Source organism: Streptomyces sp. NPDC002870 (genome assembly GCF_042888505.1).
Taxonomy (GTDB): domain Bacteria; phylum Actinomycetota; class Actinomycetes; order Streptomycetales; family Streptomycetaceae; genus Streptomyces.
The window spans coordinates 88,984-105,106 of the sequence record NZ_JBIAPW010000014.1; the positions used below are offsets into that span (position 1 = coordinate 88,984).

General features: G+C 69.5%; 16 protein-coding genes. 5 read left to right on the forward strand and 11 right to left on the reverse strand.

Annotated features, from left to right (window positions below; translation table 11 throughout):
- Nucleotides 1-146: 146 nt before the first annotated feature.
- The 6 genes from pyrE to ACFYWY_RS19360 all read right to left on the reverse strand — a co-directional run bounded on the left by pyrE (nucleotide 147) and on the right by ACFYWY_RS19360 (nucleotide 5,411).
- Complete coding sequence (gene pyrE / locus ACFYWY_RS19335) at nucleotides 147-695, reverse strand: orotate phosphoribosyltransferase (protein ID WP_389187719.1); 549 nt, start codon at nucleotides 693-695, stop codon at nucleotides 147-149.
- A gap of 10 nt (nucleotides 696-705) precedes the next feature.
- Nucleotides 706-1,533, reverse strand: a complete 828-nt coding sequence (locus ACFYWY_RS19340; RefSeq protein WP_389187722.1) for an aldose 1-epimerase — start codon at nucleotides 1,531-1,533, stop codon at nucleotides 706-708.
- Between the two features lie 9 nt (nucleotides 1,534-1,542).
- Nucleotides 1,543-2,517, reverse strand: coding sequence for an SRPBCC family protein (locus ACFYWY_RS19345; RefSeq protein WP_389187726.1), 975 nt, complete (start codon nucleotides 2,515-2,517; stop codon nucleotides 1,543-1,545).
- A gap of 114 nt (nucleotides 2,518-2,631) precedes the next feature.
- Entirely contained in the window at nucleotides 2,632-4,227 is a 1,596-nt protein-coding gene (locus ACFYWY_RS19350; RefSeq protein ID WP_389187730.1) for a polyamine aminopropyltransferase, read from the reverse strand.
- 74 nt (nucleotides 4,228-4,301) lie between these two features.
- Nucleotides 4,302-4,820, reverse strand: a complete 519-nt coding sequence (locus ACFYWY_RS19355; protein ID WP_389187733.1) for a DUF2617 family protein — start codon at nucleotides 4,818-4,820, stop codon at nucleotides 4,302-4,304.
- A 342-nt stretch (nucleotides 4,821-5,162) separates the two neighbouring features.
- Nucleotides 5,163-5,411, reverse strand: coding sequence for a hypothetical protein (locus ACFYWY_RS19360; protein ID WP_389187736.1), 249 nt, complete (start codon nucleotides 5,409-5,411; stop codon nucleotides 5,163-5,165).
- Between the two features lie 445 nt (nucleotides 5,412-5,856).
- On the opposite strand from ACFYWY_RS19360, the gene ACFYWY_RS19365 reads away from it, so the two are divergent.
- On the forward strand, nucleotides 5,857-7,137 hold the full coding sequence (locus tag ACFYWY_RS19365; protein ID WP_389187739.1) for an FG-GAP repeat domain-containing protein: 1,281 nt from the start codon (nucleotides 5,857-5,859) through the stop codon (nucleotides 7,135-7,137).
- A gap of 134 nt (nucleotides 7,138-7,271) precedes the next feature.
- Here ACFYWY_RS19365 and ACFYWY_RS19370 read toward each other — a convergent pair whose 3' ends face one another.
- Nucleotides 7,272-8,414 carry an aminotransferase class I/II-fold pyridoxal phosphate-dependent enzyme gene (locus ACFYWY_RS19370; protein ID WP_389187742.1) on the reverse strand — a complete coding sequence of 381 codons (1,143 nt, stop codon included), beginning with the start codon at nucleotides 8,412-8,414 and terminating at the stop codon, nucleotides 7,272-7,274.
- 232 nt (nucleotides 8,415-8,646) lie between these two features.
- Here ACFYWY_RS19370 and ACFYWY_RS19375 point away from each other — a divergent pair, with 232 nt between their 5' ends.
- On the forward strand, nucleotides 8,647-8,793 hold the full coding sequence (locus ACFYWY_RS19375) for a hypothetical protein (RefSeq protein ID WP_389187745.1): 147 nt from the start codon (nucleotides 8,647-8,649) through the stop codon (nucleotides 8,791-8,793).
- 31 nt (nucleotides 8,794-8,824) lie between these two features.
- Here the strand turns inward: ACFYWY_RS19375 and ACFYWY_RS19380 are convergent, their stop codons facing one another.
- Nucleotides 8,825-9,361 carry a YbjN domain-containing protein gene (locus ACFYWY_RS19380; RefSeq protein ID WP_389187751.1) on the reverse strand — a complete coding sequence of 179 codons (537 nt, stop codon included), beginning with the start codon at nucleotides 9,359-9,361 and terminating at the stop codon, nucleotides 8,825-8,827.
- A 253-nt stretch (nucleotides 9,362-9,614) separates the two neighbouring features.
- Nucleotides 9,615-12,200 (reverse strand): ATP-dependent chaperone ClpB, encoded by a 2,586-nt coding sequence (gene clpB, locus ACFYWY_RS19385; protein ID WP_389187754.1) that lies wholly within the window; start codon nucleotides 12,198-12,200, stop codon nucleotides 9,615-9,617.
- Nucleotides 12,201-12,323: 123 nt separating this feature from the next.
- Here clpB and ACFYWY_RS19390 point away from each other — a divergent pair, with 123 nt between their 5' ends.
- The gene (locus ACFYWY_RS19390) at nucleotides 12,324-12,728 is read left to right on the forward strand and encodes a pyridoxamine 5'-phosphate oxidase family protein (RefSeq protein WP_389187758.1); all 405 of its coding nucleotides are present in this window, start codon (nucleotides 12,324-12,326) and stop codon (nucleotides 12,726-12,728) included.
- A 175-nt stretch (nucleotides 12,729-12,903) separates the two neighbouring features.
- On the opposite strand, the gene ACFYWY_RS19395 is transcribed toward ACFYWY_RS19390, so the two are convergent.
- Complete coding sequence (locus tag ACFYWY_RS19395) at nucleotides 12,904-13,224, reverse strand: (2Fe-2S)-binding protein (RefSeq protein WP_142214562.1); 321 nt, start codon at nucleotides 13,222-13,224, stop codon at nucleotides 12,904-12,906.
- 386 nt (nucleotides 13,225-13,610) lie between these two features.
- Between ACFYWY_RS19395 and ACFYWY_RS19400 the strand changes: the two genes are divergently transcribed.
- Nucleotides 13,611-14,594 (forward strand): helix-turn-helix transcriptional regulator, encoded by a 984-nt coding sequence (locus tag ACFYWY_RS19400; RefSeq protein WP_389187762.1) that lies wholly within the window; start codon nucleotides 13,611-13,613, stop codon nucleotides 14,592-14,594.
- 348 nt (nucleotides 14,595-14,942) lie between these two features.
- Nucleotides 14,943-15,578 carry a GAP family protein gene (locus ACFYWY_RS19405; protein WP_389187765.1) on the forward strand — a complete coding sequence of 212 codons (636 nt, stop codon included), beginning with the start codon at nucleotides 14,943-14,945 and terminating at the stop codon, nucleotides 15,576-15,578.
- Between the two features lie 89 nt (nucleotides 15,579-15,667).
- Here ACFYWY_RS19405 and ACFYWY_RS19410 read toward each other — a convergent pair whose 3' ends face one another.
- A complete protein-coding gene (locus ACFYWY_RS19410) occupies nucleotides 15,668-16,123 on the reverse strand; it encodes a heat shock protein transcriptional repressor HspR (protein ID WP_389187768.1) in 456 nt (151 codons plus the stop codon).

Consider the following 16,123-nt stretch of genomic DNA (forward strand, 5'->3'; position numbering starts at 1 on the left):
GGGGGGGGTGCCTGCTGCGGGGTCTTTATTTTCCCCCCCCGGGGGCCGCCCCGCCGGGGGGGGGGGCGCGGGTCCGGGGGGGGGGGGGGGGGCCCCACCCCCCCCCCCCCACACCCCTCACCATCACCGCAGGTCAGAGCCTCGTCTCAGGCGAGACCGAGCTCGTCGAGCGAGTACGCGTAGAGGTATGGAACCCCTGCCGTGCCGCTGATCTTCTCGCCGGCGCCCGTCGCCCGGTCCACGATCGTGGCCACCGCGACGACCTCGCCGCCGGCCTCGCGTACGGCCTCTACCGCGGCCAGCGGGGAGCCGCCGGTGGTGGAGGTGTCCTCGACGACCAGGCAGCGCCGGCCCTTGATGTCCGGGCCCTCGACCTGGCGCTGCATGCCGTGCGCCTTGGCCTCCTTCCGTACGACGAAGGCGTCGACCCGCTCTCCGCGGGCGGCGGAGGCGTGCAGGATCGCCGTCGCCACGGGGTCCGCGCCGAGGGTGAGGCCGCCGACGCAGTCGTAGTCCAGCTCCGCGGTGAGGTCGGACATGACCTGACCGACGAGCGGGGCGGCCGCGCCGTCGAGCGTGATCCGGCGCAGATCCACGTAGTAGTCGGCCTCAAGACCCGAGGAGAGGGTCACCTTGCCGTGAACCACGGCCTTGTCCTTGATCTGCTGGAGCAGATCGGCGCGTACGTCAGTCATGCCCATGAGCTTAAAGGCGGCGCCAGCTCCAGGTCGTCGCGATCTCCAGGGGCTCGATCGGGGTGACGAGCTGGGGGTGGGTGTTGAGGCCGTTCGGCGGGCCGGACTGCGGTTCGACGCAGAAGGCCGCCTCCTGCTCGTCGTAGATCACGACCCATTCGGCGCGGCTGGCGATCGTGAGCTCCAGCTGCCCGGGCCAGGTGAGGGTGACCGAGACGCCGTCGGGCATGCCGAAGCAGTCGTCCCAGGGGCCGGGGAGGGGCGGGATGCGCCGGCCGGTCGGCAGGTGGTCGTCGTCGCGCTCCTCCTGCCATGCGGCGGTGAAGTCGATGCGCACGTCCTCGTCGGGTGCGCCCTGGCCGCCCTGGCCGCCCTGGCCGCCGAGGTTGCGCAGGAACCAGGGATGCCAGCCGGCCTGGGCCGGGAAGGACGTGCCGTACGTCTCGATGGCCATGGTGAGCGTCAGCGAGTCCTCGGCCAGCTCGAAGGCCTGGGTGACCCGCCCGGTGTACGGCCAGGGCTCGGCCAGGTCGTACGTGAAGGCCGCCTCGCTCTTGGAGGTACGGGCGGTGCGCCAGGCGGTGTCGCGGCCGGTGCCGTGGATGGCGTGCGGCGGAGAGTTGAGCGGGAGCTGATGCGATACGTCGCCGTTGCGGAACCGGCCGTTCGCGACGCGGCCGCACCAGGGGACCATCGGGAAGGAGCCGTACCGCTCCCCCTGGCGCAGCAGCTCGGTGCCGCCGATGGTCAGGCTGGCGACGCGGCAGCCGTTTCGCGGGTGCACGGTCAACTCGGCGTCTGAGGCGGCCAGCCGGATGCTCTCTTCGCTGCTACTCACACCACGACACTACTTGCGCCGGCGCAGCACGCGTCCGACGACCACGGCAGAGGCGACCACGAGGGCGGCGGCGGGCGCGACCCACCGAAGAGTGGCCCGGGCGCTGCCGGCATCGGGCGGGGGCGTGGGCGCGTAACGTCCGCGCGGCGGCGCGTGATCGACCTCCTCGGCGCTCCGGCCGATCATGGTCCGCCGTGCATGGGCGGCCTCGGCGGGGGGCTCGTCGGGGATGACGGGGATCTCCTGCAGTTCCTCCGCCTCCGCCGCGTCGGTGCCGTTCAGTGCGCCGAACTGCTCCTCGGCGACGGGGTCGAGGGAAGGCGGCGGCACGGGGGCGTCAAACACGGACGCGTTCGCATCGTCGTCGGTGTCGGCGGTGTCGGCGTCGTCGGTGTCGGCGTCGTCGGTAGCGGTGGCGTCGACATCCGGCGCGGTGGCGTGGTCCGCAGCGGTCGGGCCCGCGTCGTCGGCCGCGGTGGCGTCGTCCGTCCTGGACGGGCTTGCGTCGTCGGCGTCGCTCGCGGGCTCCGGCGCCGCACCCGCGTCCGCCGGTGTGGCCCCCGCCGCCTCACCCAACCGCTCCGCGAAGCGGTCCAGCAGGCGGTGGGCAGCCGCGGTCGTCTGTGCGGGATCCAACTCGGCCAAGCGGCCCTCCGCGCGGGTCGTAGCCGTGAACGTGAGCGTGGTGCCGCCCTCCGCCGCTTGCGGACGGATCGTCAGGGTCACCTTCGCCGAGCCGGTGCCGCGTGCCTCAACGCCCTCGCCCTCGACCGCGAAGACCTCGCCCTGCTCCACGATGCGCAGCGTGCCGCGGTAGGTGATCGTGTGGCCGCCGATGCGGACCTTCAGGCGGCCGGAGAGCGGGCCTGCCGACTCGTCCGCGTCCTGTTGGAGCCCCGGCACCCACCGGGCGACCCGGGCAGGGTCCCTCAGTGCCTGACGGACGGTCTCTGCCGGAACCGGAACGTACGCCTCATGCTCCATGGGAGTCGAGCCTACTCAGACACGACCGCCACGTCTGCGTTTCCCTCTCTGTGTACAGCTCAGTCCGTCTGCGACGCGGTCCATGCACGACTGGTCCATCAGTCAATCAGTCCACTAGTCCATGTACCGCGGGTGCACCAATGTCGACGGCGGCAGCGCCGGCAGCCTTGTGCGCTCCGCACCCCGTGCCCCCGCGGCTAGCGCGGACGGGCCCAGCGTCCGCAGCCGCGGCGCTTCGGGGTCGAGTCCGAGCCCCGGCGCACTCCCCGCACCGGCGAGCAGGAAGCCCCAGTCGGGCGGTGCGGACGCCGTGCCGGTCGAAAGGTCCGGGCCCGCCGTGAAGCCGGAGAGCCGTCCGGTGACGAAGTACGGACGCGTCCCGAACCCCGCACCCCGCAGCGTCGCGTCGACCGTCCAGAACGTGTGCGGACGGGAGCCGGCCGACCCCGCGTGCACCACGAGCCGCCCGCTGTCCGTGAGGACCCGCGCGGTGAGTCCGTAGAACTCCTGGGAGTAGAGCTTGGTGCTCGGCGTGATGCCCGGATCGGGCAGGTCCGAGATCACCACGTCGTACGCCCCCCTCGGCTCCCGCAGCCAGGAGAAAGCGTCCGCGGCGACGACCCGCACCCGCGGGTCCTGGTACGCGTACCCGTTCAGCACCGCCAGCGCCGGATCAGTACGCGCGAGCCGGACGACGCCCGGGTCGAGCTCGACGACGGTCACCGACTCGACACCGGGGTAGCGCAGCACTTCGCGCGCCGCCAGCCCGTCGCCCCCGCCCAGGATCAGCACCTGCGCATGCGGCCCGCGCATCGCCGGGTGCACCAGCGCCTCGTGGTAGCGGTACTCGTCGCGCCCGCTGACCCGCAACCGCCCGCCGATGAAGAGGTCCAGCGGCCCCGACCGGTCGCCGGTGAGCACGACTTCCTGCAGATCGGTGCGGATGGCGACCCGCACCTCGTCGCCGTAGACCGCCCGCCGCGCCGCCCGCTCGAAGTCGTCGACCAGGACGGTCGCGGTCGCCAGCAGCGCCAGCACCGTCACATTGGCGGCGAGCAGCCACGCGCGCCAACGCACCGTCAGATCCCGCCGGAACAGCCACAGTACGAGCGCGCCGCCCGCCACCGCGTTGACGCCCCCGGTCAGCAGCGCCCCCGTGAGCTGACCGAACCACGGCAGCAGCAGAAACGGAAACGCGAGCCCGCCGACGAGCGCCCCCACGTAGTCCGCGGCGAACAGATCGGCGACAGTGCCCTCCGCGTCACGCCGCGAGATGCGCTGGATCAGGGACATCAGCAACGGGACCTCCGCGCCGATCAGCACCCCGATGGCGAGGGAGAAGCCCACCAGTACGACGCGGGACTCGCCGAGCCAGGCGAACGCGGCGTACAGAACCATCGCCGAGCAGCCGCCGACCAGCGCGAGCGCCGCCTCCAGCAGGCCGAAGCCGACCGCGGGCCGGCAGTGCAGTCTCTTGGCGAGGAGCGAGCCGATGCCCATGGCGAAGACCATCAACGACAGCACGACGGAGGCCTGGGTGACGGAGTCGCCGATCAAGTACGAGGCGAGGGCGACCAGTTCGAGTTCGTACACCAATCCACACGCGGCGCAGACGAAGACGGCCGTCAACACGAGATACCGGCCGGCGTCGGGGCGCACGGGCAGCCGAACCGCGTGCGGGGGCTGCGGTGTCGGCGGCCGATCGATCATGTTTGCAACGCTACGTCAGGGGTAGAGCGCCGCCTGTCACCCACAAGGGTGCTACTGGAGCGCTGTAGGCATGACTACAGCGTTGCGGGCATACGGGCACCGACCCGCGTACGAGTGACGACGAGACGGCCCTCCTGCGGATACGCGTGCCATGTACGCCACCGCACCTGCCCGTCGAGCCGCTGCGCCAGCATGGCCGTAAACGCGTGCGGCGAGCCGGGAAACGTGCCCGCGAGACCCTGGGGATGGTCGGCGACCAGGGCGAGCAGCTCCTGCGCGCGCCCCGCGAAGGATCCCTTCGAGAGCGTCTCGACGCGAGCCGCGAACTCGTACTCCCAAGCACCGAGCCGCTTGGCCACGCCGAGCGGCAGGGGCGTGCTACTGCCGGGCATGCAGGCAACGGTCTCGGAGCAGCTGCCCTGCTCCTCCTCCAGCAGCACCTGGTGGGACGCGCCCAACAGTCTCAACTGCAGCTTTGCTCCGGACAGTTCGAGGTCGAGGACGGCCAGGGCGGGCAGCGCCTCCCGTCCCAACGCCCAGGCGAGATCGTCGGCACGGGTGTCGGTGTAGGCCGTATGGAGGGTCGTGAGCATGGGTCGGCTCCGCAAACACGCTTTGGCGGGTGAAGGACACGTGGACCGGGGGCGCCCCTGAGAGGGAGATGAAGAAGATCCGGGGACCGCCTGCTCGGGTCCACATCAGGTCCGAGGGCTGGATGGTTCCAACAGGTTCCGACAGCGAGAGAATCATGAACTACGCGGCGTCCACAGCGTTTTTACCCAACTTGAAAGGGTTTCCATCCCCTCGGGGGCCTAACGGTTCAACTGTTCAACTAAAAAGTCTCAGTGAGGTCACTGAACGGGGACAACAAAGAGGCACCCGGCGGGAGTTCACCCGCCGGGTGCCTTAAGTGGCCGCGGACCAGCTGCCCCGTGTCAGCTGCCTCCGCCGCCGCATCCGCCCCCGCCGCCACCGCCACCGCCGCCACAGGACGAGCTGCTGCCGCACGAGGAACCGCCCCCGCACGACGAGCCCCCGCCGTCGCCGGCCCACCAGCTACCGCCGCCACCACCCGCGGCCCCGCGCCGACGGCCCTTGCGGCCCTTGCGGCCCTTCGAGCCGAGCCCCTTGATGATCAAGACGAGCACGAACCCGACGATCAGAATCCCGAAGAAAGCTGCCACTGCCCCCACCGTCCTTCCGTTCCCCCGAAGTCTTGCGTGTGAGGGGGATGCCCCCGGCCCCGCGGACCCAAAGCAGACTTGAGCAACTCCAGAGCTTCGGCACAGGACGGCGAACATGACGCATTGCTGGAGATCCCGTCGGGCCGGCCAGTGCGGGGCCTCGGACGACCGCCGCCCCGCGGGCAGAACTAGCCGACCGATCGGACCTGGGACCCCGGCCAACAAGCCCTCACCATGCTCGGCCCCTTCGTGACGTTGCTGAGTTTTCGGGGGCGTGTCGCACGCGAGGCAGAACCTGGTATTTGCCGAACCGGCGCCGGACTCGGCCCGGCGAACTGGTCGATAGAGGCTAGAACACGCCAAGCAACGGCTGGAATTGATGAAACATATGGGGAGGGCCAGGTAGTCAAGCAAGTGACAGGACAGTCAGAGGATGGAGCTGCGCATGGATGGATACCTGGCACGCGGAATCGTGAAGCGAGGCAGGATGCGTCTCGGGGCCGTGGGTGGCGCACTGGCCATGGTGGCAGGCGGGCTCGTGGGGCTTGCCGGGGGTGAAGCTGCAGCGGCAGCGCAGGCCGGGAGCACGGTCTCGATGGACACCCCAGACGTTCCGGCCGACGGCAGCGTTACACACACGGTAACCGTGCACGCGGCGGAGCAGGGGCGGCTGACCGTGTCCTTCAAGGCATCGGAGGAGCAACGGTGGTGGGACCTCAGCGAGGAGTGGACGCTGGGGATCCAGGCGTCGGGGACGGACGTCAGGTGCGAGTACCCGCGGACGCTGGTGTCAGAGAGCATCTCGTGCGACCTTCCGCCGGGTGACCACACGATCTCCTACGCGATGAGCGCGAGCGCCAACGCCGCCGCGTGGAAGATCGACGTCACTGCCGCATTCTCAGACGGCTCGAAGGCGGAGGGCGGGTTCACGGGAGCGGTCGGCAACCGCGCACCGGCGATGGACTACTGGCTGTTCGGGCGATCCGAGGACGGCACGTTGTGGTCGCACAGCATGTCCATGGGTGAATTCGGACCGCTCGACATCGAGTGGCGCAATAAGGTCGCTGCCGCCTGGGACCGGTACGACCTGCTCACGAAGACCGCACCGATCAACGTGCGCGGCAAAGGCGGAGACGTCGTCACGCGGGACACCACCGGTCATCTCTGGTTCCATCCCACATTGCAGGGTGACGTGGGTGCGCTGGGGAAGCCGGTGGACGTCGGCCGCGGCTGGCACCAGTACACCTCTGTGCGCGGAGTGGGCGATCTGGGCGGTGACGGTGAGCCGGACCTGATCGCCCGGGGCGGCGACGGCACTCTGTGGCTTTACCAGGGCACAGGCAATGACTCCGCACCGTTCACGACCCGTACGAAGATCGGCTCGGGGTGGAACATATACAACGCGCTGACAGGCGGCATGGATGCCACCGGTGACGGCACGGCGGACCTGCTGGCCCGGGATGCGGCGGGTGATCTGTGGCTGTACGAGGGCACGGGCAACGCCGGGCTGCCGCTGAAAGCACGCGTGAAGATCGGAACCGGCTGGAACATATACAACGCGCTGGTGGCGTACGGCGATGTATCCGGCGACGGTCACCCCGACCTGATCGCCCGCGATGCAGCCGGCGGGATGTGGGAGTACCCGGGCACCGGCAAGGCCGCACTGCCATTCAAGGCCCGGATAAAGGTGAACCAGTACTGGGACAGGTACAACGCCGTGCTGTGATTCCGCCGAGTTGAGCAGCAGTTTCACGGGGGCGCCTGACGCTTGCCCGGACACTCCGCCGAGTGAACGGCGCCCCTCGCTGTCCGGACACACGAACTCTCCTGCGAGAAAGCAGTGTCCGCCGGTGACTGTGCTCAGCCCGCCGCGCGCGCGTTGATCAACTGGACAACGGCCTTTCGGATCGAGTCCTCGCGCTTGCAGAACGAGAAGCGGACCAGCCATGCCGGAGCACCCGCACTGAGGTAGAACGCCGACGTCGGGATGGCCACCACACCCGCCCGCTCCGGCAACTCCCGGCAGAACTCGACCCCGTCCGAGTAACCCCACGGCCGCACATCCGCCTGCACGAAGTAGCCGGCATCCGCACGGAAGGGCCGCAGTCCGGCCTCCGCAAGGCCGGTGCTCAGCAGGTCCCGGTTCCCGCGCAGCGTGTCCCGCAGACCCGCCGCCCATTCCTCCACCGAGCCGAGCGCATGCGCCAGCGCCTCCTGATACGGCGTACCCGAGGCGTACGTCAGGAACTGCTTGGCCGCGCCCACCGCAGCGACGAGCGGCGCGGGTCCGCAGACCCAACCGACCTTCCAGCCCGTTGCGTTGAAGGTCTTGCCGGCCGAGGAGATGACCACGGTCCGTTCCCGCATCTCCGGCAGGGCCGCGATCGGGAGATGGCGCGCACCATCGTTGTAGACGAGGTGTTCATAGACCTCGTCCGTGATCACCGTCAGCGAGTGCTCTCGGCACACATCGGCGATCGCTTCCAGCTCTTCAGCCCTGAAAACCTTGCCCGTGGGGTTGTGCGGAGTGTTCAGGAGCAACACCCGGGTACGCGGGGTTACCGCCGCCCGCAGCGCGTCGGCGTCGAGGGCGAACCCGTCGCCGTCGAGGACCAGGGGGACGGCGGCCAACCGAGCCCCGGCAAGCCGGGCATCCGCCGCGTACGCGTCGTAGCAGGGGTCGAACGCAATGACCTCATCACCGGGGTCGCAGAGCGCCAGGAGGGCCGCAGCGAGGGCTTCCGTCGCGCCCGTGGTGACCAGCACCTCACCTTGCGGCTGGTATTCGAGGCCGTAGCGCCGCAGCTGATGGGCGGCGACAGCATCGCGCAGCGCCGGGAACCCATGAGCCGGCGGGTACTGGTTGCTGCCCGCGAGCACGGCGTCCGCTACGCCCTTGAGCAGCCCGGGCGGACTGGCCAGCTCCGGCACCCCTTGCCCGAGGTTCACGGCACCGGTGCTCCGCGCCAGCTCCGTCATCTCCGTGAAGATCGACGTGCCCATGCCCCGCACCCGAGCCGCAGGGCTCCAGCCTGCCGAGCCCACTACGCCGCGCGCGTCAGCCGTCTCCACCGTATTCATGCGATCCCGCTTTCCCGAGTCCACCAACCAGGAGATTCGGCCCTCACGATAGGCATCAAAGGGGACACCGGCCTATTGGCGAGCATGTTCAGGCCTTCACCAGCGCTCGCGTGCGGGTTGGCCGCTCATGGTCGGGTTGACCGACCCTGTGCGCGTGCCTGCATTCCCGCTGCTGCTGCCGCCGGCGTGCGCGCTGACGAAAGCCCGGCCGAGGACGGCGGTCGTGGTGACCGTCGTCCTGGCCGGGCTTTCGTTCGGCTACGGGGCGTATCTGCTGACGCTGTCCCCGATCGCGCTGTAGGGCGCGGCGGGGAACTTCAGGTCAGTGCAGGTCAGGCGTCGTCGGCGGGCTTCTCGTCCGCCTCCGCCGGCTCCAGGCCGAGCTGCTCGACGAGCCACTTGTCGAACTCGATCGCAGCGCGGACCCAGCTGACGGTCGACGACACGAAGTGCTCCAGGTTGACGCCGGTGCCGATCAGCATCTGCGCCTCGCCGATGAGGCGGACGGTTGTCGGGCCCTCCTCCTCGTCATGGATGTGCGTGTAGACCTTCGGCCACAGGGTGCGGCGGTTCCAGTCGTCGATCGCGTCGAGGAGCTTGGACTTGTCCTCGAGGGCGTGCGGCCGGTCGTAGAACGTCCGGACCGAGAAGACCTGCTGGTCCTCCTCGCCGCGGAACATGAAGTACGTGCGGAATTCCTCCCACGGCGCCGCAAGGTCACCCTCGTCGTCGACGACGTACTTCAGCTCCATCTGGTCGAGGAGCTGCTTGACCAGGTCCTGGTCGGGAACGACGGGGCCCGCCGGTCCTGCGGCCTGAGGCTGGGGCTGGCCCCCGAAATTCGGAATCGAGGACGGATCGATGGTCACCGTGGATTTCCCTTCGTACGGTTCCTGCCATCCTCCCCCATGTCGGGCGGGTGGTGGCAACCCCTACCGGGGGCGCGGCGGGATGCGGGCGTGAGGCGGCCGACCCGCGGGAAGCCCGGCCGCCGGGCGAGGGTGCGGGGGCCGCCTCCGCACCCCGGCCCCACACCCCCTGCGCCACACCCCGCCCCCGCATCCCGCCGCGGCCCGCACCCCGCACCGCGGCGCGGCAGCGTCGCGGCGCCCGGCGGGCCGGTTACTGCGCCGGGCCCACCAGCAGGCCGTCCTCGAAGCGGTCCACGCGCACCGTGTCGCCGTCCGTGACCTCGCCCGCCAGGATCTCCTTGGCCAGGCGGTCGCCGATCGCCGTCTGGACCAGGCGGCGCAGCGGGCGGGCGCCGTACGCCGGGTCGTTGCCCTCGTCCGCGAGCCACTCCAGGGCCGCCGGGGTGACCTCCAGAGTGAGGCGGCGTTCTGCAAGGCGCTTGGCGAGACGGTCGATCTGGAGCTTCGCGATGTGGACCAGATCGTCCTTGGACAGGGCCGAGAAGACCACCATGTCGTCCAGCCGGTTCAGGAACTCCGGCTTGAACGAGGCCCGTACGACCTCGAGGACCTGCTGCTTCTTCTCCTCCTCGCCGGTCAGCGGCTCGACCAGGTACTGACTGCCGAGGTTCGACGTCAGGATCAGGATGGTGTTGCGGAAGTCCACCGTCCGGCCCTGGCCGTCCGTCAGCCTGCCGTCGTCGAGGACCTGGAGCAGGATGTCGAAGACCTCGGGGTGCGCCTTCTCGACCTCGTCCAGGAGGACGACGGAGTACGGGCGGCGGCGCACCGCCTCGGTCAGCTGGCCGCCCTCCTCGTAGCCGACGTAGCCCGGAGGCGCGCCGACCAGACGGGCCACCGTGTGCTTCTCGCCGTACTCCGACATGTCGATGCGGACCATCGCCCGCTCGTCGTCGAAGAGGAAGTCCGCCAGCGCCTTCGCCAGCTCCGTCTTGCCGACGCCCGTCGGGCCGAGGAAGAGGAACGAGCCGGTGGGCCGGTCCGGGTCCGCGATCCCCGCGCGGGTGCGTCGTACGGCGTCGGACACCGCCTGGACCGCCTCCGTCTGCCCGACCAGCCGCCGGCCCAGCTCGGACTCCATCCGCAGGAGCTTCTTGGTCTCCCCTTCCAGGAGGCGTCCGGCCGGGATGCCCGTCCAGGACCCCACCACATCCGCGATGTCGTCCGGGCCGACCTCCTCCTTGACCATGGTGTCCTTGGCCGCTTCCTGCTCGGCCACCGTGGCCTCCTCCAGCTCCCGCTCGAGGCCCGGGATCTCCCCGTACAACAGCTTGGACGCGGTGTCGAAGTCGCCGTCGCGCTGCGCGCGTTCCGCCTGGCCGCGCAGGTCGTCGAGCTTCTCCTTCAGCTCACCGACGCGGTTGAGGCCCTGCTTCTCCTTCTCCCAGCGCGCGGTGAGGCCACGCAGCTCCTCCTCCTTGTCGGCGAGGTCGCGGCGGAGCTTCTCCAGGCGCTGCTTGGAGGCCTCGTCGGACTCGTTCTTGAGCGCCAGCTCCTCCATCCGCAGCCGGTCCACGGCCCGTTGCAGCTCGTCGATCTCGACGGGCGAGGAGTCGATCTCCATCCGCAGCCGGGACGCGGCCTCGTCGACGAGGTCGATCGCCTTGTCGGGCAGGAAGCGCGAGGTGATGTACCGGTCCGAGAGCGTCGCGGCCGCGACCAGCGCGCTGTCCGCGATCTGCACCTTGTGGTGGGCCTCGTAGCGGCCCTTCAGACCGCGCAGGATCGCGATCGTGTCCTCGACCGTCGGCTCGGCCACCAGCACCTGCTGGAAGCGCCGCTCCAGCGCCGCGTCCTTCTCGATCCGCTCGCGGTACTCGTCGAGCGTCGTCGCGCCCACCATCCGCAGCTCACCGCGGGCCAGCATCGGCTTGAGCATGTTGCCCGCGTCCATCGCGGAGTCCCCGCCGGCGCCCGCGCCCACGACGGTGTGCAGCTCGTCGATGAAGGTGATGATCTGCCCGTCGCTCTCCTTGATCTCGGAGAGGACGGTCTTCAGCCGCTCCTCGAACTCACCGCGGTACTTCGCGCCCGCCACCATCGCGCCCAGGTCGAGCGCCACCAGCCGCTTGTTCCTCAGCGACTCGGGCACGTCGCCCTTGACGATGCGCTGCGCCAGCCCCTCGACGACCGCGGTCTTGCCCACGCCCGGCTCGCCGATCAGCACCGGGTTGTTCTTCGTACGACGGGACAGCACCTGGACGACCCGGCGGATCTCCTGGTCCCGGCCGATGACCGGGTCGAGCTTGCCCTCGCGTGCCGCGGCGGTGAAGTCCGTACCGAACTTCTCGAGTGCCTTGTACTGCCCCTCAGGGTCGGCTGTGGTCACCCGGCGCCCTCCCCTTGCCTTCTCGAACGCGTCCAACAGCTTCTTCGCCGTGGCCCCCTGCCGGTCGAGCACTTCCCCGGTCTTCCCGCCCCTCGCGGCGATGCCGATGAGGAGATGCTCGGTGGACAGATACTCGTCCCCGAGGTCCTTGGCCCGCTGCGCGGCGTCGGCGATGACGGCGAGCAGCTCCCGGTTGGGCTGCGGCGGCGCGACGGTGGACCCCGCCACGCTGGGCTGCGCGGCCAGCACCCGCTCCGTCCCGGAGCGCACGGCGGCCTGGTCCGCGTCGACGGCGGCCAGCAGGTCGATGATGTTCTCGTTGTCCGCGCCCGCGAGCAGCGCGAGCAGCAGATGCGCGGGGGTCAGATCGGGGTGCCCTTCGGACACGGCCCGGGTGGTGGCGGCGTTGATTGCATCCCGGCTCTTGTTGGTCAGCTCGGCGTCCACGTGCGCTCTCTCCTCCTTGCGGGTAGGGCTGTCTCCCTCAACGCTGACTCATTTAACGTGCACAAAGTTGAGTCTATTCCACTCAACCCAGTCTGAGACAGCCGCCGCCTGTAGGTTCCGGGCATGGCGATCGACCCACGCAACCCCGACGCGTCCTATCTCCGCTTCTGGCGTGAGTACCACATGTGCACCCTGACGACTGCGCGCCAGGACGGAACTCCGCACGTCGCGCCGGTCGGCGTCACCTACGACCCGGAGGGCGGCCTGGCCCGCGTCATCACCAACAAGCACAGCCACAAGGTCGACAACATCCTGGCAGCGGGCCCCGACGGGGCGCCGGTCGCGGTCTGCCAGGTCGACAAGGGGCGCTGGGCGACCCTGGAGGGCCGCGCGAGGGTCCGTATGGAGCCGGAGCTCATCGAGGAGGCGGTGGAGCGCTACGCGGAGCGCTACGGACGCAACCCGTCCTCGAACCCGGACCGGGTGCTGATCGAGATCACCCTGACAGGGGCGATGGGCCGGGCCTAGCCCAGGGAAACCGAGGAAACCGGGAGAGCTGGGGAGGCCGGGAGAGCCGGGACCCCGCGAAAAGGCCCGGAAAAAGGCCTGGGAAAAGCACAGCGGCGCCATCGTGTTTCAGGTCCACGATGGCGCCGCTGTGTGGGGGAAGCGCCCGAGCGATTTACAACGACGGGGGAACCGCTCAGGCACTGCGGGGGGTGGCGGTGGTGGTGTCGGGCTCGACCAACTGGTGGTCCCGCTGGTCAAGATTGACGAAAATCATGCCGTACCGGATGGCACAGCGGACGGGCTGCGGAGCTCCACGGGGCCGGCGAAGGCACCGATACGCGCGGACGTCCTCGTCCTCCTCGCGTGCCACGACAATCGGCTCTCCGAAGAGGGTGACCATCAACGAGTCGCCACGGTGGGGGATTGCCGTGACGAGGTCGATGAAATGCCACCCCGATCTGTAAGCCGTAGCCATCTCACGCCGGAAGACCCGGTCGTCCGGTGGAACGGTCATGCGTCCGTGCGGGCCGGAGCGACACCCCAGGAGGGCTCACCGTTCGTACCCGTGACAGCTGCCGGACCGGCACCCCATGAAGGCTCTCCTGGCGACTTGGCCACAGCGTCCGCGGGAGCGAAGCCCCACGAAGGTTCGCCAGGGGCTGCCGTCACCGCACCGGCGGGAGAGCTACCCCAGGAGGGCTCACCGGAGGCCACCGCACCGAGCGCGGCCGCCGCTATGGCAAGAGCACAAAGAGCACGAAGCGTCCTAGACATGGGTGATCTCCACCTCTTTTGATCATTCCTCCTCCCCCGCGCATAAGACGATGTCTCACTCCGAACGCTTGCACCAGCGACGGCAGGCATCATGTTCCTGTAATGCAGGAGCCTGAGGGGGTACATATGCCAGCTATTGAGGGCGAATCGGGACACCCTCACGCAGACGGCGAGCTGTGCGAGGCGGGGAAGGGTCTTTACATCACCGCGCTGCGTACCGGGCGAATAGCCCGGTCAGAGGCGGAACCCACACCCTGTCTCTTCGATCTGGCCCTGCTGCACCCGGATCCCGACGACGCTCAGTGGCTCCGCCCGGTCCCGCCGACCACTGCGCTGACACAGCTGATACACCCCATCGAGCGGGAGATCCAAGAGCGCCGACGACGAACTGTCGCTCTGACCGATGCTCTTGAGCCATTCATGGCGTTCACCGCTCAGAACTCCACCGTCCCACAAGGGATAACCGTCCTCGAGGGCCTCAACCGCATCAACACAACCCTCGACCAAGTCACCGCAGACTGCACCGAGGAGCTTCTTACTGTCCAGCCCGGCAGCGGGCGACAGCCGCACATTCTGGAGAAGGCGCTGCGCCGCGTGGAGCCGCTGATCGACCGTGGCGTACGGATGCGCACGCTCTACCAGCACACGGCCCGTCACCACCCGGCCACGCTGTCCTACATGGAACAGGTCGGCCCGGTCGGCGTGGAGGTGCGCACGCTGGAGGAGATCATCGACCGGCTGATCATCGTCGACCGGAAGGTGGCCTTCATACCGGCGAGCAGCGACCGCCTGTCCGCCCTCGAACTGCGGCACAAGGGCATCGTCGAGTATCTCGTCGGCGTCTTCGAGCAGTTCTGGCTGCACGGCATCCCATGGGAGGAACAGATCTCCTACGGGCCCCAGTTGGACGGCATCACGGGCGTCCAGCGCTCGATCGCCAAGCTTCTGGTCGAGGGGCATGTCGACGAGGCCATCGCCCGGCGCCTCGGCATGAACGTCCGCACCTGCCGTGCACACATCGCCAAGCTGGGCTCCGCTCTCGGCAGTGGCAGCCGCACCCAACTCGGCTATCTCATCGCGCAGTCGGGGATTCTGGAACACGAGGACTGACAGCGACGGCCCCCGGCGGCGGCACTGCCCGCGGTGCCCCCACGCCGGGATCACCGTCGACAGCGTGCCGCCGCCGGCTTCGCCGCTACGACAGAAGGTCGTCCTGATCTCGCGGTCCGGCGGCGCCTCGCCGCCAGGCCGGCGACGCCTCGTCGGCCTGGCGGGCCGAAGCCCTGTTTCATTCCATCCCAAAATGGATTATCTGCCGCATACTGGGCTGCCTTGAGGGATACGCAGCGTGCGGTGCGCGGGCGCCGGACGACAGACGGGCAGGAGGAGTGCGATGGACGGCCACCGGCGGGAGCGGCGTGTACGAACCGGCGAAGCTCTCGGAGCTCGAGGCCACCGGTGGACCTGAAGATTCTTCCGCTCGCCGTCACCATGATGGTGGGCCCCCAGATCCTGTCGGCGATCATCTTCGTGACCAGTCCGAGGGCGGTCCGGGCGTCCCTGGCGTTCCTTCTGGGGATCGCAGCCGGAACCACGGTCGGCGTGGCTGTCATGCGGGTCATCGCCGCGCTCCTGGGCCAGGCGGTCGACACGGGCAGCCCGTCCGACAAGGGCTCGGTCGGCCACATCATCGAGTACGTACTGGTCGGCCTGCTGGTGTTCGTCGCGGTGAAGAACTGGGTGGGGCGCAGAACGGCCGAGCCGCCGAAGTGGCTGGAGTCCCTGATGACGGCAGGCCCGGGAAAGGCGTTCACGGTCGGCCTGCTGCTGATTCTGCTGATGCCCTCCGACCTCGTGGTCATGCTGACCGTAGCGGTTCATCTGCAGCAGCACGACGCCGGTCTGGGCGCGGCGCTGCCCTTCATCGGACTGACGGTCCTCATCGCGGCGCTGCCACTGCTCGGCCGCCTCCTGTTCGGCAGGAAGGCCGAGCGCACCATGCCGAAGGTGCGCGAGTGGATGAACACCCACAGCTGGCTCATCAGCATCATCGCCTGCGGGATCTTCATCGCCCTCATCCTGTCCGGAGACTGACCGGTCCTCGGCAGGCCGCGGGGCCGCACACGCCGAAGGGGCCGGAGAGCGACTCGCTCTCCGGCCCCTTCGACCGTACGGCTCTCGTCCTACTCAGGCCGCTTGTTGGGGCGCCAGACCACCAGCGCGCTCGCCCGCTGCGCATCCTGGTACGGCACGAGATCGCGCCGGTACGAGGCGTGCACCTGGGCTTCGCGCTGCTGCATCGCCGCCGCCGCGCCATCGACCGCCGTCGACAGCTCGACAACCCGCTGCTGGAGCGCGGCGACCTGGTTCTCCAGCTCGATGATGCGCTTGATTCCAGCCAGGTTGATGCCCTCGTCCTGTGACAACTGCTGGACGGTGCGCAGCAGTTCGATGTCGCGGGCGGAATAGCGCCGGCCCCGGCCCGCGGTGCGGTCCGGGGAGACCAGGCCGAGCCGGTCGTACTGCCGAAGGGTCTGCGGATGCAGGCCGGAGAGCTGGGCCGCCACCGAGATGACGTACACCGGCGACTCTTCGGTCAGTTCGTAGGGATTGCGGCTGCGTCCGGTCCGGCCATCCAT

Coding starts and splice junctions, on each gene's coding strand:
- pyrE (WP_389187719.1), bottom strand. CDS start 695: ATGACTGACGTACGCGCCGATCTGCTCCAGCAGATCAAGGACAAGGCC.
- ACFYWY_RS19345 (WP_389187726.1), bottom strand. CDS start 2,517: ATGGAGCATGAGGCGTACGTTCCGGTTCCGGCAGAGACCGTCCGTCAG.
- ACFYWY_RS19350 (WP_389187730.1), bottom strand. CDS start 4,227: ATGATCGATCGGCCGCCGACACCGCAGCCCCCGCACGCGGTTCGGCTG.
- ACFYWY_RS19355 (WP_389187733.1), bottom strand. CDS start 4,820: ATGCTCACGACCCTCCATACGGCCTACACCGACACCCGTGCCGACGAT.
- ACFYWY_RS19365 (WP_389187739.1), top strand. CDS start 5,857: ATGGATGGATACCTGGCACGCGGAATCGTGAAGCGAGGCAGGATGCGT.
- ACFYWY_RS19370 (WP_389187742.1), bottom strand. CDS start 8,414: ATGGGCACGTCGATCTTCACGGAGATGACGGAGCTGGCGCGGAGCACC.
- ACFYWY_RS19390 (WP_389187758.1), top strand. CDS start 12,324: ATGGCGATCGACCCACGCAACCCCGACGCGTCCTATCTCCGCTTCTGG.
- ACFYWY_RS19395 (WP_142214562.1), bottom strand. CDS start 13,224: ATGACCGTTCCACCGGACGACCGGGTCTTCCGGCGTGAGATGGCTACG.
- ACFYWY_RS19400 (WP_389187762.1), top strand. CDS start 13,611: ATGCCAGCTATTGAGGGCGAATCGGGACACCCTCACGCAGACGGCGAG.
- ACFYWY_RS19410 (WP_389187768.1), bottom strand. CDS start 16,123: ATGGATGGCCGGACCGGACGCAGCCGCAATCCCTACGAACTGACCGAA.